Source organism: Microbacterium sp. NPDC007973 (assembly GCF_042958465.1).
GTDB classification, from domain to species: domain Bacteria; phylum Actinomycetota; class Actinomycetes; order Actinomycetales; family Microbacteriaceae; genus Microbacterium; species Microbacterium galbum.
In genome coordinates this window covers 681,272-696,499 of the sequence record NZ_JBIBJJ010000002.1, presented here as the reverse complement: position 1 = coordinate 696,499, position 15,228 = coordinate 681,272, and the positions used below count along the sequence as shown (strand labels likewise).

The 15,228-nt window shown below is 71.3% G+C and carries 16 protein-coding genes; 5 read left to right on the top strand and 11 right to left on the bottom strand.

All coding sequences use genetic code 11. The features are described from left to right. The first annotated feature begins 85 nt into the window (after positions 1-85). Together ACFZA2_RS08400 and ACFZA2_RS08395 are read left to right on the top strand one after the other, a co-directional pair. A complete protein-coding gene (locus ACFZA2_RS08400; RefSeq protein WP_391403151.1) occupies positions 86-931 on the top strand; it encodes a DUF4097 domain-containing protein in 846 nt (281 codons plus the stop codon). Further along, entirely contained in the window at positions 931-1,536 is a 606-nt protein-coding gene (locus ACFZA2_RS08395; RefSeq protein WP_391403148.1) for a PadR family transcriptional regulator, read from the top strand. The genes ACFZA2_RS08400 and ACFZA2_RS08395 overlap by 1 nt, the downstream gene beginning before the upstream one ends. A gap of 4 nt (positions 1,537-1,540) precedes the next feature. Here the strand turns inward: ACFZA2_RS08395 and ACFZA2_RS08390 are convergent, their stop codons facing one another. Then, a complete protein-coding gene (locus ACFZA2_RS08390) occupies positions 1,541-2,056 on the bottom strand; it encodes a universal stress protein (RefSeq protein WP_391403145.1) in 516 nt (171 codons plus the stop codon). Between the two features lie 178 nt (positions 2,057-2,234). Here ACFZA2_RS08390 and ACFZA2_RS08385 point away from each other — a divergent pair, with 178 nt between their 5' ends. Beyond that, positions 2,235-2,417, top strand: a complete 183-nt coding sequence (locus ACFZA2_RS08385) for a DUF3073 family protein (protein WP_116537293.1) — start codon at positions 2,235-2,237, stop codon at positions 2,415-2,417. A 150-nt stretch (positions 2,418-2,567) separates the two neighbouring features. On the opposite strand, the gene ACFZA2_RS08380 is transcribed toward ACFZA2_RS08385, so the two are convergent. Genes ACFZA2_RS08380 through purM form a run of 3 tightly spaced genes read right to left on the bottom strand, consistent with a single transcriptional unit; the run spans position 2,568 to position 6,409 of the window. Continuing rightward, on the bottom strand, positions 2,568-3,788 hold the full coding sequence (locus tag ACFZA2_RS08380) for a CynX/NimT family MFS transporter (protein ID WP_391403142.1): 1,221 nt from the start codon (positions 3,786-3,788) through the stop codon (positions 2,568-2,570). Beyond that, entirely contained in the window at positions 3,785-5,260 is a 1,476-nt protein-coding gene (gene purF / locus ACFZA2_RS08375) for an amidophosphoribosyltransferase (protein WP_315993820.1), read from the bottom strand. The genes ACFZA2_RS08380 and purF overlap by 4 nt, the downstream gene beginning before the upstream one ends. Before the next feature lie 6 nt (positions 5,261-5,266). Next, positions 5,267-6,409 (bottom strand): phosphoribosylformylglycinamidine cyclo-ligase, encoded by a 1,143-nt coding sequence (gene purM / locus ACFZA2_RS08370; RefSeq protein ID WP_391403139.1) that lies wholly within the window; start codon positions 6,407-6,409, stop codon positions 5,267-5,269. A 92-nt stretch (positions 6,410-6,501) separates the two neighbouring features. Between purM and ACFZA2_RS08365 the strand changes: the two genes are divergently transcribed. Then, the gene (locus ACFZA2_RS08365) at positions 6,502-7,113 is read left to right on the top strand and encodes a zinc-binding alcohol dehydrogenase (protein WP_391403136.1); all 612 of its coding nucleotides are present in this window, start codon (positions 6,502-6,504) and stop codon (positions 7,111-7,113) included. Between the two features lie 3 nt (positions 7,114-7,116). On the opposite strand, the gene ACFZA2_RS08360 is transcribed toward ACFZA2_RS08365, so the two are convergent. Beyond that, complete coding sequence (locus ACFZA2_RS08360; RefSeq protein ID WP_363387572.1) at positions 7,117-7,452, bottom strand: potassium transporter Trk; 336 nt, start codon at positions 7,450-7,452, stop codon at positions 7,117-7,119. Between the two features lie 305 nt (positions 7,453-7,757). Then, complete coding sequence (locus ACFZA2_RS08355; RefSeq protein WP_076673345.1) at positions 7,758-8,114, bottom strand: sterol carrier family protein; 357 nt, start codon at positions 8,112-8,114, stop codon at positions 7,758-7,760. Positions 8,115-8,498: 384 nt separating this feature from the next. On the opposite strand from ACFZA2_RS08355, the gene purD reads away from it, so the two are divergent. Continuing rightward, a complete protein-coding gene (gene purD, locus ACFZA2_RS08350) occupies positions 8,499-9,770 on the top strand; it encodes a phosphoribosylamine--glycine ligase (protein WP_391403133.1) in 1,272 nt (423 codons plus the stop codon). Between the two features lie 117 nt (positions 9,771-9,887). Here purD and ACFZA2_RS08345 read toward each other — a convergent pair whose 3' ends face one another. The 5 genes from ACFZA2_RS08345 to ACFZA2_RS08325 all read right to left on the bottom strand — a co-directional run bounded on the left by ACFZA2_RS08345 (position 9,888) and on the right by ACFZA2_RS08325 (position 15,194). Then, on the bottom strand, positions 9,888-10,820 hold the full coding sequence (locus tag ACFZA2_RS08345) for a sugar kinase (RefSeq protein WP_391403130.1): 933 nt from the start codon (positions 10,818-10,820) through the stop codon (positions 9,888-9,890). Further along, complete coding sequence (locus tag ACFZA2_RS08340; RefSeq protein ID WP_391403127.1) at positions 10,817-11,440, bottom strand: bifunctional 4-hydroxy-2-oxoglutarate aldolase/2-dehydro-3-deoxy-phosphogluconate aldolase; 624 nt, start codon at positions 11,438-11,440, stop codon at positions 10,817-10,819. Before ACFZA2_RS08340 ends, ACFZA2_RS08345 begins: the two co-directional genes overlap by 4 nt. After that, positions 11,430-12,656 (bottom strand): D-mannonate dehydratase ManD, encoded by a 1,227-nt coding sequence (gene manD / locus ACFZA2_RS08335; protein WP_391403124.1) that lies wholly within the window; start codon positions 12,654-12,656, stop codon positions 11,430-11,432. The genes ACFZA2_RS08340 and manD overlap by 11 nt, the downstream gene beginning before the upstream one ends. An 88-nt stretch (positions 12,657-12,744) precedes the next feature. After that, complete coding sequence (locus tag ACFZA2_RS08330) at positions 12,745-14,145, bottom strand: MFS transporter (RefSeq protein ID WP_391403121.1); 1,401 nt, start codon at positions 14,143-14,145, stop codon at positions 12,745-12,747. Positions 14,146-14,189: 44 nt separating this feature from the next. Then, entirely contained in the window at positions 14,190-15,194 is a 1,005-nt protein-coding gene (locus ACFZA2_RS08325) for an L-idonate 5-dehydrogenase (RefSeq protein ID WP_391403119.1), read from the bottom strand. Between the last annotated feature and the right edge of the window lie 34 nt (positions 15,195-15,228).

Here is a 15,228-nt window from a genome sequence, read left to right as displayed (position 1 = left end):
CGCCCACGCGGCAAGGGTTGACTCGAACGCGATATATCGCGATACTCTCCTCAACGCGATATATCGCGAGTGAGGAGACCAGACCATGGAGAAATGGATCGTCCACCCGGGCGAGACGCGCGTCATCGACGTCGCGGCCCTGCGCGAGCTGAAGATCGGCCTCGTCGGCGGACAGGTCGACGTGATCGCCCATGACGAGACCGACGCCCGCATCGAGGTGCACGGCGTCACCGTCAAAGACCTCCGTATCGAGATGGTCGACGGCCGTCTCGAGATCGACCACCCCCAGCTGCGGTGGGACAACTTCCTCGAGGTCTTCCGCAACTTCGGTGCCGATGGCCCCAAGGCCGAGATCAGCGTCGCCGTGCCGCGCACCGTCGCCCTCACGCTCGGCGTCGTCAGCGCGAGCGCCCTGGTCGCGGGCCTGCGCAGCGACGTGCGCCTGAACACCGTGTCGGGCGACATCATCGTCGACGGCATCGAGGGCGACGTCGACCTGAACGCCGTCTCCGGCGACCTGCAGGTGCGCGAGCTCGACGGCGCGCTCAGCGCCAACAGCGTCTCGGGCGACGTCGCCGCCACCGGCCGCATCACGAAGGCCTCGATCGACACCGTCTCGGGAGCGATGCTCGTCGACTCGAGCGGTCACACCCAGTCCATCTCGCTCAACTCCGTCAGCGGCACCGCGACCATCCGCCTCGATCGGTCGCTCCCGGCGAACTACGTCTCGCGCTCGGTGAGCGGCCGCGTGCAGATCGACGGCATCGTGCGCTCGGGCAAGGGCCCCACCACCTATTCCGGATCGACCGGCACCCTCGCGGGGAGCTTCGTCGACGTCCGGGCCAACACCGTCTCGGGCGAGATCACGGTGCTGCGCCGCGGCATCTCGGGCCTGCGGCCCGAGGAGCTCGCCGGAGAGGAGGAGTGGTGATGAGCCCCGTCTTCTCCCACGGCGATCTGCGCCTGTACATCCTCAGCCTGCTCGACGAGGCACCCCGCCACGGTTACGACCTCATGCAGGCCCTGTCCGAGCGCACGGGCGGCACCTATTCCCCCTCCGCCGGCACGATCTACCCGCGCCTGTCGAAGCTCGAGGAAGAAGGGCTGGTGACCAAGACCGTCGACGGCCGCAAGACCGTCTACGAGATCACCGATGCCGGACGCGCCGAGGTCGCCGAGCGCTCCGGCGACCTGGAGGGCATCCAGGCCGGACTCGCCGACAGCGTCCGGCTCATCGCCGACGAGGTGCGCGGAAGCGTCCGCGACGCGATGCGCAGCCTGCGCGCCGACCTCGCCGCCGCCTCCCGCGAGGAGCGCGAACAGGCGCGGACGACTCCCGCCGACGACGCCCGCTCACGCAGCCGTGAGCAGCTGTCGCGCGCCGACGCGGCGATCACGGAGTTCCGCGGCCGCGTGCGCTCGGAACTCCGCGCGCACGTCGCCCGGGGTGGCGAGCTCTCGGCATCCGGGGTCGACGGGATCGAGGAGGCGCTGCAACGGGCGTCGGACGCCGTCGCGCACGCCCTGCGGGGCTAGGGCGTCACTCCCACGGCAGCTGATCGTCGGCGCCGGCCGGCTCGCCCACCGGGACCACGAGCACCGGTCGGCGCTGACGATGCGTGAGCCGGGCCGCGACGGATCCGGTGAGGAACTCCCGCAGCGACTCGCCCAGCCCGCGCTTGCGCGTGCCGACGACGAGCAGAGAGGCCTCGAGCTGGTCGGCGAGATGGATCAGCGCGAGCGCGGGGTCGCCGATCTCCTGCTGCACGCTCCAGCTCACATCGTCCCCGGCCAGGGCCTCGGTGGACGCGCGGCGCACCTCCTCGAGCGCCGCCTTCGACGCCGCACCCGCTACGTCGACCGTGGAGGAGTGCACGTAGCCGTCGGGGTCTTCGAACGCGACGAACCGGGTCGTGTCGACGTGCACGACCACGAGGGGCGCTCCCGCGAGCGCCGCGTAGCGGGCCGCCTCCCGCACGACCCGCGGCGACTGCCCGGGAACCACTCCGGCGATCACCGCTCCCGCGGCGACGTGCGAACGGGACTGTTCGGTCATGGCTGCTCCTCTCGCCACACCGGCGCCGAGCCGCCCGCCGCCCGCGCCCTCTCGGGCCGGACGGCTGGGCCGGAATGCGCCGTGATATCCTGGCTGTTACTCTTACCGGCTCGGTCCGGAACCGCAATACGCAGGGCCCGCAATGCGGCCCTCGACGTCGATCGTGAGGGGGTCTCGCATGGGGCGTGGCCGTCAGAAGGCGAAGAACACCAAGATCGCCCGTGAGCTGAAGTACGACACCTACTCGGTGAACTACTCGGCACTCGAGCGCGAGCTCGGCGCACCCGCGGCGGGTGAAGACGCGTACGTCGACAAGTGGGCCGACCAGTACTCCGACGAATACGAAGACGAGAAGGCCTGACGCCTTCCGCTCGTTTCGTTCACGCGCCGACGCCTCAGCGTCGGGTGAGCGACAACGCGATTCGCCGACCCTCGACGCTGAACGGCGGTGACGACATCGTCACCGCCGTTCGCACGTCCACCTCTCGATGACCATGCCCTGTCGCGTCGGTCACCAGGTGCGCCCGGTGCGGCGCTCCCACGAGTCCTCGATGCTCTCGCGCCGCGCGACGACGATGCCCGCCGGCACGGCGCACGCGACCGCCAGCCCGAGCAGCACGAGGGCCGCGGTCCACCCGCCGGTGATCTCGTGGGTCAGGCCGATCGCGAGTGGCATCAGCGCCGCCAGGCCGTAGCCGACGCTCTGCACGAGACCGCTCAGGGCGACCGCCGTCTCGTGCGCACGCGTGCGCAGCCCGAAGAGCACGAGCACCATCGGGAAGAGCAGGGGCGGGATGCCGATCAGCACCACCCACAGCACGGTCGCCGCCGTCGGGGCGAGAAGCAGGCCGCCCGCCCCGAGCAGACCCGAGATCACGGCCGCCGCGTAGAACGGCGTCGTCCGACCGATGCGCTGAACGAGCAGGGGAACGACGAGCGACACCGGCAACCCCATGAAGGAGAACAGCGCCAGCAGACCGCCGGCCGCGGCGGCATCCACTCCCGCCACGTCGATCAGCAGGGGCGGGAGCCAGGCGAACAGGCCGTAGGCGATCGAGGAGTTCACCGCGAACGTGACGACGAGGGCCCACGTCTGCGGCACCCGCACGACGCGCGACAGCACCGAGGTGCGGGGCTCTTCCACCATGTCGGCGCGGGAGGCCCGCGCCCGAAGGCTCATCGCGATCCAGGGCACCACGGCCGCGAGCGCCACGACGGCCCAGACGGCGAACGATCCGCGCCACCCGACAGCGTCGGCCAGCGGGACCGCGACCAGCGGTGGCGTGAAGGTCGCGACCGCCATCGTGGTCGTGTACACGGTGGTCATCAGGCCGATGCGCTCGGGGAAGTACTTCTTCACGACCGCGGGGATCAGCACGTTGGCCACACCGACCGCCGCGAACACCCCCGCCGTGGCGGCGAGGAGCGTCCACGCGTCGACCACGGCCGCCCGAAGGCCCAGCATGACCGCCGCGACGACGGCGGCGATGAGCACGCTGCGCTCGAGACCGAGGCGGCGCTCGATGGCGGGCGCGACCATGCCGGCGAGCGCGAACGCCACGGGAGGGGCCATGCCGATGAGACCGACCACCGCGGCCGGGAGCGCGAAGTCGCGGCCGATGATCAGCAGCAGCGGCGACAACGACGCGACGGCGATGCGCAGCGTCAACGCGAGCAGCACGATGGCCGAAGCGGCCAGCGCGAGCGTTCCCGCCGCTCTCGCCGGGGTCAAGACTCCTGACTGCCCTCGACCCAGGCGAGGTACTCCTCCGACACGGTGCCCGTGACGTAGCGCCCGTCGAAGCAGCTCATGTCGAGGTCGACCAGGTCGGTGCCCTCCATGATGGCCGCCTTCAGGTCCTCGACCTCCTGGTACACCAGGTAGTCGCAGCCGAGCTCCTCGGCGATCTCCGGGATCGTGCGCCCGTGCGCGACGAGCTCGTGACGCGAGGGCATGTTGATGCCGTAGACGTGGGGGTAGCGCACGGGAGGTGCGGCCGAGGCGAACGTGACGCTCTTGGCCCCGGCATCCCGAGCCATCTGGATGATCTCGCGGCTCGTGGTGCCGCGCACGATCGAGTCGTCGACGAGGAGGACGTTCTTGCCCTGGAACTCCGTCGACATCGCGTTGAGCTTCTGGCGCACGCTCTTCTTGCGCACCGCCTGCCCGGGCATGATGAACGTGCGGCCGACGTAGCGGTTCTTGTAGAAGCCCTCGCGGTACTCGATCCCGAGCTTCCGGGCCACCTGCATCGCCGCCGGACGTGCCGAATCGGGGATGGGCATGACCACATCGATGGCGCCCGCGGGAGTGTACTTGGCGACCGTGTCGGCGAGCCGCTCCCCCATGCGCAGGCGGGTCTCGTACACCGAGACGCCGTTCATGACCGAGTCCGGACGCGCGAGGTAGACGTACTCGAACGAGCACGGCGCGAGCATCGTCTTCTCGGCGCACTGCTGGGCGTGCAAGGTGCCGTCGAGGGTGATGAAGACCGCCTCACCCGGCTCGACGTCGCGGACGACCTCGAAGCCGCCGTTCTCGAGCACGAGGGACTCGGATGCCACGATCCATTCGTCGCGCGGCTCACCGCCGGGCACCTGCGCCGCGGGACGCTTGCCGAGGATGAGCGGACGGATGCCGAACGGGTCGCGGAACGCGAGCAGCCCGTAGCCGGCGATGAGGGCGATCGAGGCGTACGAGCCCTCGACGCGCTCGTGCACGCGACCGACCGCGCGGAAGACCTGCGCGGGGTCGAGGTCGGGTCCGGTGATCTCGGACTGCAGCTCGGAGCCGAGGATGTTGACGAGCAGCTCCGTGTCGCTGCTGGTGTTGAGGTGACGACGGTCCTTGTGGAAGAGCTCGGTCGTCAGCTCGCGCGTGTTCGTCAGGTTGCCGTTGTGCACGAGCACGATGCCGTAGGGGGCGTTGACGTAGAAGGGCTGCGCCTCTTCTTCGTTGGATGCCGTGCCCTTGGTCGCGTACCGCACGTGCCCGAGGCCGATGTCGCCGAGGAGGGCGCGCATGTCGCGCGTGCGGAACGCCTCGCGCACCTGGCCGCGGGCCTTGTGGATGTGGAACACGCCGCTGGACTCGGCCGTGGCCATGCCCGTGGAGTCCTGTCCCCGGTGCTGGAGGAGGAGGAGCGCGTCGTAGATCTCCTGGTTGACCGGGCCCTGCCCGGCCATGCCGACGATGCCGCACATGGGGTGTTACTTCGCTCCGTTCGCCGGGTGACCGGCATCCGCGTAGGTTCCGACGAGACGGACGGCGCCGCCGTCGACGCCCTTCGCGCCCTGTTCGTAGTCGCCCTCGGGGCGCTGGTCGTCGCGGACGACGCCCACCTGCCAGGTGGCGATGCCGTCGGCCGTGAGCGCCGCGGTCGCCGCATCCGCGATCTCGGGCGCCACGACGGCGAGGAAGCCGATGCCGAGGTTCCAGGTGCCCTCGGTCGCGGTGAGGTCGAGTCCGCCGATGTCGGCGAGCACGCGGAACACCGGCGACGGGCTCCACGTCGAGCGATCCACGTCGACCCACGTGTTCTGCGGGAGCACGCGCGCGAGGTTCGCGGCGATGCCGCCGCCGGTGACGTGACTGAGCGAGTGGATGCCGGAGCCGACCGCCGCGTCGTCGAGCAGACGCAGCAGCGGCGAGGTGTACAGGCGCGTGGGCTCGAGGAGCGCTTCGCCCCAGGTTGCGCCGAGCTCCGCCGAGGCCGAGCCGTAGGCGATGCCGGCGCCCGTGATGATGTGACGCACGAGCGAGTAGCCGTTGGAGTGCAGGCCGCTGGAGGCGAGGGCCAGGACGACGTCGCCGTTCTTCACGCGGTCGGCGCCGAGGACGCGGTCGGCCTCGACGACGCCGGTCGCCGCTCCCGCGACGTCGTAGTCGTCGACGCCCAGCAGACCCGGGTGCTCGGCGGTCTCGCCGCCGACCAGGGCCGTGCCGGTCATCGCGCAGCCGCGCGCGATGCCCGCGACGATGTCGGCGATGCGCTGCGGCACGACCTTGCCGCACGCGATGTAGTCGGTCATGAACAGCGGACGCGCACCGACCACGACGATGTCGTCGACGACCATGCCGACGAGGTCTTCGCCGATGGTGTCGTGCTTGTCGATCGCCTGCGCGATCGCGACCTTGGTACCGACGCCGTCGGTGCTGGTCGCGAGCAGCGGCTTGGCGTAGTCGCGCAGCGCGGAGGCGTCGAAGAGACCGGCGAAGCCGCCCACGCCCCCGAGCACCTCGGGGCCGTGCGTGCGGCGCACGGCGGACTTCATCAGTTCGACGGCGAGATCTCCGGCGGCGGTATCGACGCCTGCGGCGGAGTACGGGTTTTCGTGGGGAGCGGAGGCCACCGCAACAGACTACCCGGGGTGACACGCGCGGGTGTTCCGGGCTCGACGCAAGGCCCGCCCCACCCGCCGCCGCGCCTCCCTACAATGACGCCATGACGGGCGGCCAGCCGGAATGGGTGATCCGCGAAGACGCGGCTCAGCCGGTGCTCGTCGCGCTCTATCTGCGCCAGGCGCTCGGCATCCGCTCTCCGGAGGAGCTGCCCGCACTCCGGCGCGTTCCGTCGCCGATGATCGACGAGCGGACGGATGCCGCACAGCAGCAGCTCGAGCGCGAGTGGCGCAGCTATTGGGCGCTGACGGTGGAGCCGCAGGCGCACCCCTCGCCGGTGCCGCTCGAACTGGTCGACGGTTTCGACACCCTCGTCGCCCTGCCGGTGGAGGGCGCCGATGTGCTGCGCAAGGCCATCGCCCGGCACGCGGACGACGCCGTCGACTTCGCCCGACTCGCCCACGATCGCTACGCCAGGGAATCCGCGGCTCGCCCCGGGGTGTCGTATCGCGCGTACGCGAGCGCGATCGCGGCGCACGAGCGCGCCGTCGGCCGCCGGGCGCACTCGTTCGAGCTCAACGTGCAGGTGCTGCCGCTGGCTCAGCGGGGCGTGTGGTGGATCGGTTCGCTCACCGTCGCGGTGACCGACGGTCTGCGCAGCGACGTGGTCGCGTTCGACACCGCGATCCACCCGATCATCGCCGAACTGGCGTGAGGGTCAGACCTCGAACTGCTCGTGGTCGACGGTCACCTGGCGGGTGCGTGCGCCGAGGGCGCGCTCGAAGACGAGGGCGACGATCGCGGCGACCGCCACTCCCGCCACGACGCAGATGAGCGCCGTGAAGCCGAAGACCTGCATCTCGGAGTACACGACCTGCGTGTAAGGGCTCACGTCGCTGCCGTCGATGGCGACCGTGAGGATGAGGGCCACGAGGATGCCGAGGAAGGCACCCGCGGCCAAGAAGACGCCGTACTTGGGGGCGCGGCGCACCGTGACGGTCTCGATGTCGTCGCGGACGTACACCGGTCGTTCGGGAGCGGGTTGGTCGGACATAGGCATATTCTCCCACCGCTGCGCCGCGAGCGGGTCGGGTTCTTCGGCGTCGAGGCACCGGCGGCTCCCACGTGGGGGCGGCTCCGCGGGCGGTGGCCTTTCGGCGGGCGACGGCCCGACTACGAGCAGACCGTGATCGCGCGAAATGACCCGCGATTCGCGCGAAGAGCGAGTCATCTCGCGCGTCGATGGTCCGTTGGAGGCCACGGCGGCGGGCGGGGGCGGCCGAGGGGGCGGCGGGCGGGGGCGGGCGCGGCGCAGCGGGTGGCCGGGCGGGGGCACGGCCAGGCGGGCGCGGGGAGCGGCTAGGGGCGCAGGGGAAGCAGCGCGCTCAGATCGGCGCGCACCCCGGATGCCACGATGCGGCCGGCGGTGACGGCATCCGTCCAGTGCTCCTCGCCGGTGGCGACGGCGATCCAGGTCGCGGCGTCGGTCTCGACGACGTTGGGCGGAGTGCCGCGCGTGTGGCGCGGGCCCTCGATCACCTGCACGGCACCGAAGGGCGGCACGCGCATCTCGACGGAGTTGCCCGGCGCCTTCTCCGCCAGCAGCTGCAGCAGGTAGCGCACCGCGGTGGCGGTCGCCGGGCGGGGAGCGTCTCCGGCGGCCACGGCGGCGAGCGCGGCGCGTCCGTCTCCGGTCTCGATACGGCGGGGAGGCATGGCTCCCACGCTACTCGGGGGGCGACGGGGGCGGGCCATGGGCGACGCCTCGGACGGGGGCGACGACCGACCCCGGGGGCACCGCGATCGGGGCGCGGCGGTTCCGGCGAGGTTCCCCACATCACGTCAGCGATCTGCGCAAACTCAGCTCCCCTGGGCCGTTGTCGACTGAGGTTGCGCAGATCACGGTGCCTGCGAAGGCCCCTGCGGCGCGGGCCCGCGCCCGACCGGGAGCCACAACCCCGGGAGCCCCCGGCACACCCTCGGCGATGCGCGCAGCCTCAGCTCCCCCGCGCCCTTGTCGACTGAGGGTGCGCAGATCACGGAGCCTTCGCCCGCGCACCCGCGCCGGAGCCGACGCCCGCCGCTCGGTAGGCTGGCCGCGTGAGAATCCTGGTCCTCGGTTCGGGCGCGCGCGAGCACGCCATCATCCTCGCCCTGCGCTCCGAAGAGGCTTCGCACGCGATCTTCGCCGCGCCGGGCAACGCCGGCATCGCGCGCGAGGCGCACCTGGTCGACCTCGACCCCCTCGACCCCACCGCGGTGCTGACCTTCGCGAAGGACGAGGCGATCGACCTCGTCGTCGTCGGACCCGAGGCCCCGCTCGTCGCGGGCGTGGCGGATCCGCTGCGCGCACACGGCATCCCCGTCTTCGGTCCGGGCAAGGCCGCGGCCCAGCTCGAGGGGTCCAAGACCTACGCCAAGCGCATCATGGATGCCGCGGGCGTGCCCACCGGACGCTCGGCGCGCGCACACGACCTCGCATCCGTCGAGGCCGCCCTCGACGCGTACGGGGCGCCCTACGTGGTCAAGGCCGACGGCCTCGCCGCGGGCAAGGGCGTGATCGTGACGAGTGACCGCGCCGCCGCGATCGCCCACGCCGAGACGTACCTGCCCACCGGTGCCGTGCTCATCGAGGAATTCCTCTCCGGGCCCGAGGTCTCGCTCTTCTTCCTCAGCGACGGCGACCACGTCGCCCCCCTCAGCCCCGCCCAGGACTTCAAGCGCCTGCGCGACGGCGATGAGGGCCCGAACACCGGCGGCATGGGTGCCTATTCGCCGCTGCCCTGGCTCTCGGACCGCTTCGGCGACGAGGACTCCTTCGTCGACCACGTCACGCGCGTGATCGCCGAGCCCGTGATCCGGCAGATGGATGCCGAGGGCACCCCGTTCATCGGACTCCTCTACGCCGGACTCATCCTCACCGAGCAGGGCGTCAAGGTCATCGAGTTCAACGCCCGCTTCGGCGACCCCGAGACGCAGGTCGTGCTGCCGCGCCTCGTCGACCCGCTGTCGCGGCTGCTGCTGGCCGCGGCATCCGGCACGCTCGAGGACGAGCCCCGCCCGGCGTTCGCCGAGGCCACCGCCGTCACCGTCGTGCTCGCGAGCGAGGGCTACCCCGAGGCGCCGATCACCGGCCGCGTGCTGACCGGGATCGACGAGGCCGAAGAGGTCGACGGCGTGCACGTCGCGCACGCGGCCACGACCGACCGCGACGGCGAACTGATCGCGACGGGCGGACGCGTGCTCTCCGTCGTCGCGACCGGCACGACCTTCTCCGAGGCGCGCGAGGCCGCCTATGCGGGACTCGAGCGCATCGGCCTGGAGGGCGGGCAGTTCCGCACCGACATCGCGGCGAGGGTCGCTCAGGACTGACGGCGGGCGAGGAGGCCACGCCTCCGCCACCCCGATCGCATCCCGACACGACGGTATCCCGGCGCCGCGCCCGCACCGATCGGCCTCGGACCGCTCAGCTCTGCGCCGCTGTCACCCTCAGCGCCGCACCGGATCCCCGCCGCCGGCGAGGAAGCGCTCGAGGTCGCGCCGCGTCGGGGCCGCCTCCCAGTCGCCGGGCACGAGACAGGCCATCGCCCCGCAGGCATTGCCCCGGACGAGGGCGTCCGCGCCCGACCGCTCCTCGAGCCAGGCGCTGAGATAGCCGGCCACGAAGGCGTCCCCCGCGCCGACGGTGTCGAGCGGCTCGATCACGAAGCCGAGCGCCTCTGTAACGCCGTCCCGTGTGAAGACGGCGGCACCCTCGGGGCCGCGCTTGACGATCACCTGCGCGACGCCCGCCGCGAGGAGCGAGACCGTGGCGTCCGGCCCCAGCAGCTCGAGCTCTTCGACACCACCGAAGACGAGGGTCGTGCGCTCCGCGATCTCGCGCAGCAGCGGTCCCGCGACCTCAGGGGCGGCGAGCGCCGAGCGGTAGTTGATGTCGAAGCTCACCGGCACGCCCGCGTCGCGGGCCCGCTCGACGACCGCGAGCACGGTGGCGCGGGCGGTGTCGGAGAGCAGGGGCGTGATGCCCGTCACGTGCAGCAGCGCCGCCTCCTCGACCCACCCGTCGGGCACATCGGCGGCACTCACGCGGGATCCCGCCGAGCCGCGGCGGTAGTAGTGCACGGCGGTGGATGCCGCGGACGGACGCTCCTTGATCATCAGGCCCGTGGGGGCTCCGGCATCGACGAGAGCGTGGACGTCGACGCCCTCCCCGCGCAGCTCGCGCGCGATCCGCTCGCCCAGGGGGTCGTCACCGACCCGACCGAGCCACGACGCAGCGACGCCGAGGCGCCGCAGCCCGACCGCGACGTTGCTCTCGGCCCCACCGATGCCGAGCGCGAGCCCCGACGCGTGCCGGAGCGAGCCGATCTCGGTCGTGCGGGCGAGCGCCATGGTCTCGCCGAGGGTGACGACGCGCGTCACGACGTGCACACCTCCACGAACCGCCGCGCCCGCTCGCGCAGCGCGCCGAGGTCGCCGCCTCGGAACGCATCGCCGAGGAGCGGGCCGCCGACGCTGACGGCCACGGCGCCGGCGGCGAGCCACGCGGCCGCGGAGTCGGCATCCACTCCCCCGGAGGGGACGACGGCGATGTCGGGGAACGGTCCGCGCAGGTCCTTCAGGTACCCCGGGCCGACCTGTCCGGCCGGGAAGACCTTCACCGCCGAGGCGCCCGCCGACCACGAGGCGAACAGCTCGGTGGGCGTGAGACCACCCGGGACGATCGGCATGCCGGCGGCGACCGCGCGCTCGACGAGGGCGGTCGAGGTGATCGGGGTGACGACGTAGTCGGCGCCGACGGCGATCGCGCGCTCGAGCTGATCGAGGTTCGTGACCGTGCCGATTCCGAGGTCGCCGTCGAACGACGAGCGCAGGTCGGCGAAGGCGTCGAAGGTGCCCGGCGTCGTGAGCGTCAGCTCGACGCTCTGCACGCCCGCCTCGGCGAGAGCGGCGAGCACCGGCGCGTAATCCGACGCGGCGGACGCCCGGGCGACGACGACGAGCTTCGAGGCGACGGTGCGGGAGGGGAGCTCACCAGTCATGGACGGTCCCGTCGAGGAGGCGGTTCACGGGCAGATAGGCCTTCGTGTACTCGAACGCGCCCGCGGCCTCTTCGTCGAGCTCGACACCGAGACCCGGCTGATCGCCGGGGTGCAGGAAGCCCTGGTCGAACGTGAAGCTCGTCCGGAACACCTCGAGCGTCTGCTCGTTGTGCGGCATGTACTCCTGGATGCCGAAGTTGTGGATCGTGAGGTCCAGGTGCAGGGCCGCGGCCATCCCGACGGGCGAGATGTCGGTGGGCCCGTGGATGCCGGAGCGGATGCCGTAGATCGCGGCGAAGTCGAGCAGCTTCTTCATCGCGGTGATGCCGCCGGTGTGGGTCACGGCCGAGCGGACGTAGTCGATCAGGCGCTCGGTGATGAGCGTCTGATAGTCGTACACGGTGTTGAAGACCTCGCCGATCGCGAGCGGGGTCGTCGAGTGCTGACGGATGAGGCGCAGCGCCGTCTGATCCTCGCCGGGGGTGGCATCCTCGAGCCAGAAGAGGTCGTAGGGCTCGACGTCCTTCGCGAAGCGGGCGGCCTCGATCGGCGACATGCGGTGGTGACCGTCGTGGAGGATCCGCAGGTCGGTGCCGAACTCCTCGCGGATCTTCGCGAACACCCCGGGCATGTGGTTGAGGTACTGGCGGGTGTCCCAGGTCTCCTCGGCGGGCCGGTCGCCGGAGCGCTTGGCCGGCTCGTAGTCGTAGCGCACGCCCGGACCCGCGGCCGAGACGCCGTAGATCTGGCCGAGGCCGGGGACGCCCGTCTGCACGCGCACGGCGGTGAAGCCCAGCTCGCGGTAGCCGGTGATCGCGTTCGAAAGCGCGGCGAAGTCGGTGCCCGAGGCGTGGGCGTAGACGCGCACGCCGTCGCGGCTGGCCCCTCCCAGCAGCTGGTACAGCGGCATCCCGGCCTTCTTGGCCTTGATGTCCCACAGCGCCATGTCGACGGCGGCGATCGCGGCCATGGTCACGGGTCCGCGGCGCCAGTACGCGCCGCGGTAGAGGTACTGCCAGGTGTCCTCGATGCGGTCCTCGTGGCGGCCGATGAGCATCGAGGCGAGGTGGTCGGAGAGGTACGACGCCACCGACAGCTCGCGGCCGTTGAGGGTGGCATCCCCCCATCCGACGACGCCGTCGCTGGTGGTGACCTTCAGGGTGACGAAGTTGCGGCCGGGGCTGGTGACGATGACGTCGACGGATTCGATGCTCATGCGGGGTCTTTCTCGAGGAGGGAAGAGGGATGCCGGGCGGGCTCGCCGTCACGAGCCCGCCCGGGGTGCGGGGCGTCGCGCCCCGCGGTCACATCGCGGCGCGCGGGTCGGTCAGGTCGCGACCGGTCCACTCGGGGGCGACGATCGCGGCGACCAGGGCCGAGGCGGTGAAGACGCCCATGAGCACCATGATCGGGACGATGCTTCCGGTCGCGGCAGCCACCCACGCGGCGGCGACGACCGGGCCGATGCCCGTGGCGATGATCGCCGCGATCTCGCGAACGACGGCGGTGAGGGTGTAGCGGTTGCGGGCGCCGAAGATCTCGGGGATCGAGATGTTCTCCATGGATGCCAGACCCAGCACCGAGATGTTGTGGATCAGCGCGTAGCCGACGAAGATCCAGGCGACCTCGCGGGAGTTGATCAGCAGCAGGGTCGGGACGATCAGCAGCAGCGACAGCGCCGACATGACGATGTACATGCGGCGGCGGCCGAACCTGTCACCGAGGAAGCCGACCACGGGGATGGTGATGAAGCCGATCAGCGACGAGACGATGACGATCTCGGGGCCGACCTCCTTCGAGATGGCGAGGGTGATCGTGATGAACGAGATCAGGTAGGTCTGCACGATGCCGGAGTTGCCGGCCTGACCGAAACGCAGGAAGAACGACACGAGCACGGCCTTCAGGGGCTTCTTCTGCAGCGACTCGAGCGTGCGGATGTCGTTGGTCTCGGTGGCGACCTTCTGCAGCTCGGCGCGCGAGAGCGCCTTGCCGTCGACGACGTCGGTGCGCTCCTCGAAGACCGGGCTCTCCTTGAGGTTGAAGCGCACCCAGAGGGCGAAGAGCATGATGATCGCGCTGCCGATGAAGGGGATGCGCCAGCCCCACGCGATGACGTCGCTCTCCATCATCACGGCGAGCAGAATCGCCCAGATGCCCGAGGCGAACAGGGTTCCGCAGTTCGTGCCGAGGGCGACCAGCGAGGCGACGATGCCTCGACGGTTGTCGGGCGCGTACTCGGCGAGCATGACGCCGGCACCGGAGATCTCCGCTCCCGCGCCGAAGCCCTGGGCCAGGCGGAGGATCACGAGAAGGATCGGAGCCAGGATGCCGACCTGCTCGTACGTGGGCAGGACACCGATCAGGGTCGTCGCGGCCCCCATGAGCAGGATCGTGTAGAACAGCACCTGCTTGCGACCGATCTTGTCGCCGATTCGGGCGAAGAAGAACGCGCCGACCGGGCGGGCGACGTAGCCCACGCCGTAGGTGGCCATCGCCAGCACGACCGCCATCGCGGCATCCCCTCCGGCGAAGAAGATCTGGCTGAAGACGAGGGCGGCGGCCAGCGAGTAGAGCTGGAAGTCCATGAACTCCAGCGCGGTGCCGAGCCAGCCCGAGACGGCCGCGCGGGCGAGGTCGCCCACGGACCTCTTGGCGACGGGCGTCGACGACGACGCGTCGACGCCGGGGGCGGAAGAGCTGCTCATCGGATTACTCCTTCGTAGTGATGATGATCGTTCGGTGAAGCGGGTCAGAGGGAGAGGAGGACCTTGGCGGATGCCGAGGAGTCGCGCGCCGTGGCGAACGCGGCCACCGCGTCGGTCGCGGGGAGGACATGCGAGACGACCGCGTCGAGCGCATCGGTGGAGGCCAGCAGGGCGATCGCGTCGTCGATCTCGGTCGAGAAGCGGAACGCGCCGCGCAGAGTGACCTCCTTCGCGAGCATCGGGGCGAGGTTCACCCCGATCTCGGCGTCGGGGAGCATTCCGACCTGCACGACGGTGCCGGCGCGGCGGGTCGCGCGAACGGCCTGCGTGAGGGCGACGCCGACTCCCGAGCACTCGAAGACGATGTCGAACGACTCGGAGTCGATCGCGTCGGTGCCCACGAGGAAGGTCTCGGTCGCGCCGAGAGCGCGCGCCCGATCCAGAGGCTCGGGCCGGACATCGCTCGCGCCCACGACCGCGGCGCCCGCGTTCACGGCCGCGGCGACGACGAGCAGGCCGATGGGCCCGGCGCCGATGACGAGAGCGCGCTTACCGGTCAGATCTTCCGCGAGGCCCACGGCGTGGATGGCGACGGCGAGGGGCTCGGCGAGCGCGGCGCGCTCGAGGGAGAGCCCTGCGGGGAGGACGCGGATCATGTGCTCCTCGACGACCAGCAGCTCGGCGGCTCCGCCCTGTCGGTGCGGGAAACCAGCCGCGCTGCCGAGGTAGTCGCCTCCGGCGCGCAGGTGCGGGCGGTCCTCGAGACCGGCGACGGAGGGGCCGAAGCGGGCCGGGTGGACCGTGACCGGGGTCCCCGGCGCGAGGCGCCCGGAGGGGTCGAGGTCGACCTCGGCGGAGAGCTCGTGGCCCGGGGTGAGGGGCTCGCGCACGGCGTACTCGCCGTTCTTGCCGTGGAAGTAGTAGTGCAGGTCCGACCCGCAGATGCCGACGTAGCGCACCCGCAGGCGTACTTCGCCCTCGCCCGGCTCGGGCGTCGGGCGATCTTCCCAGCGGATGTCTTCCGCGCCGTGGATCGCGAGGAGCTTCATCGCGTCTCTTTCCTGTCGTCTCGCGCTTCAAAAG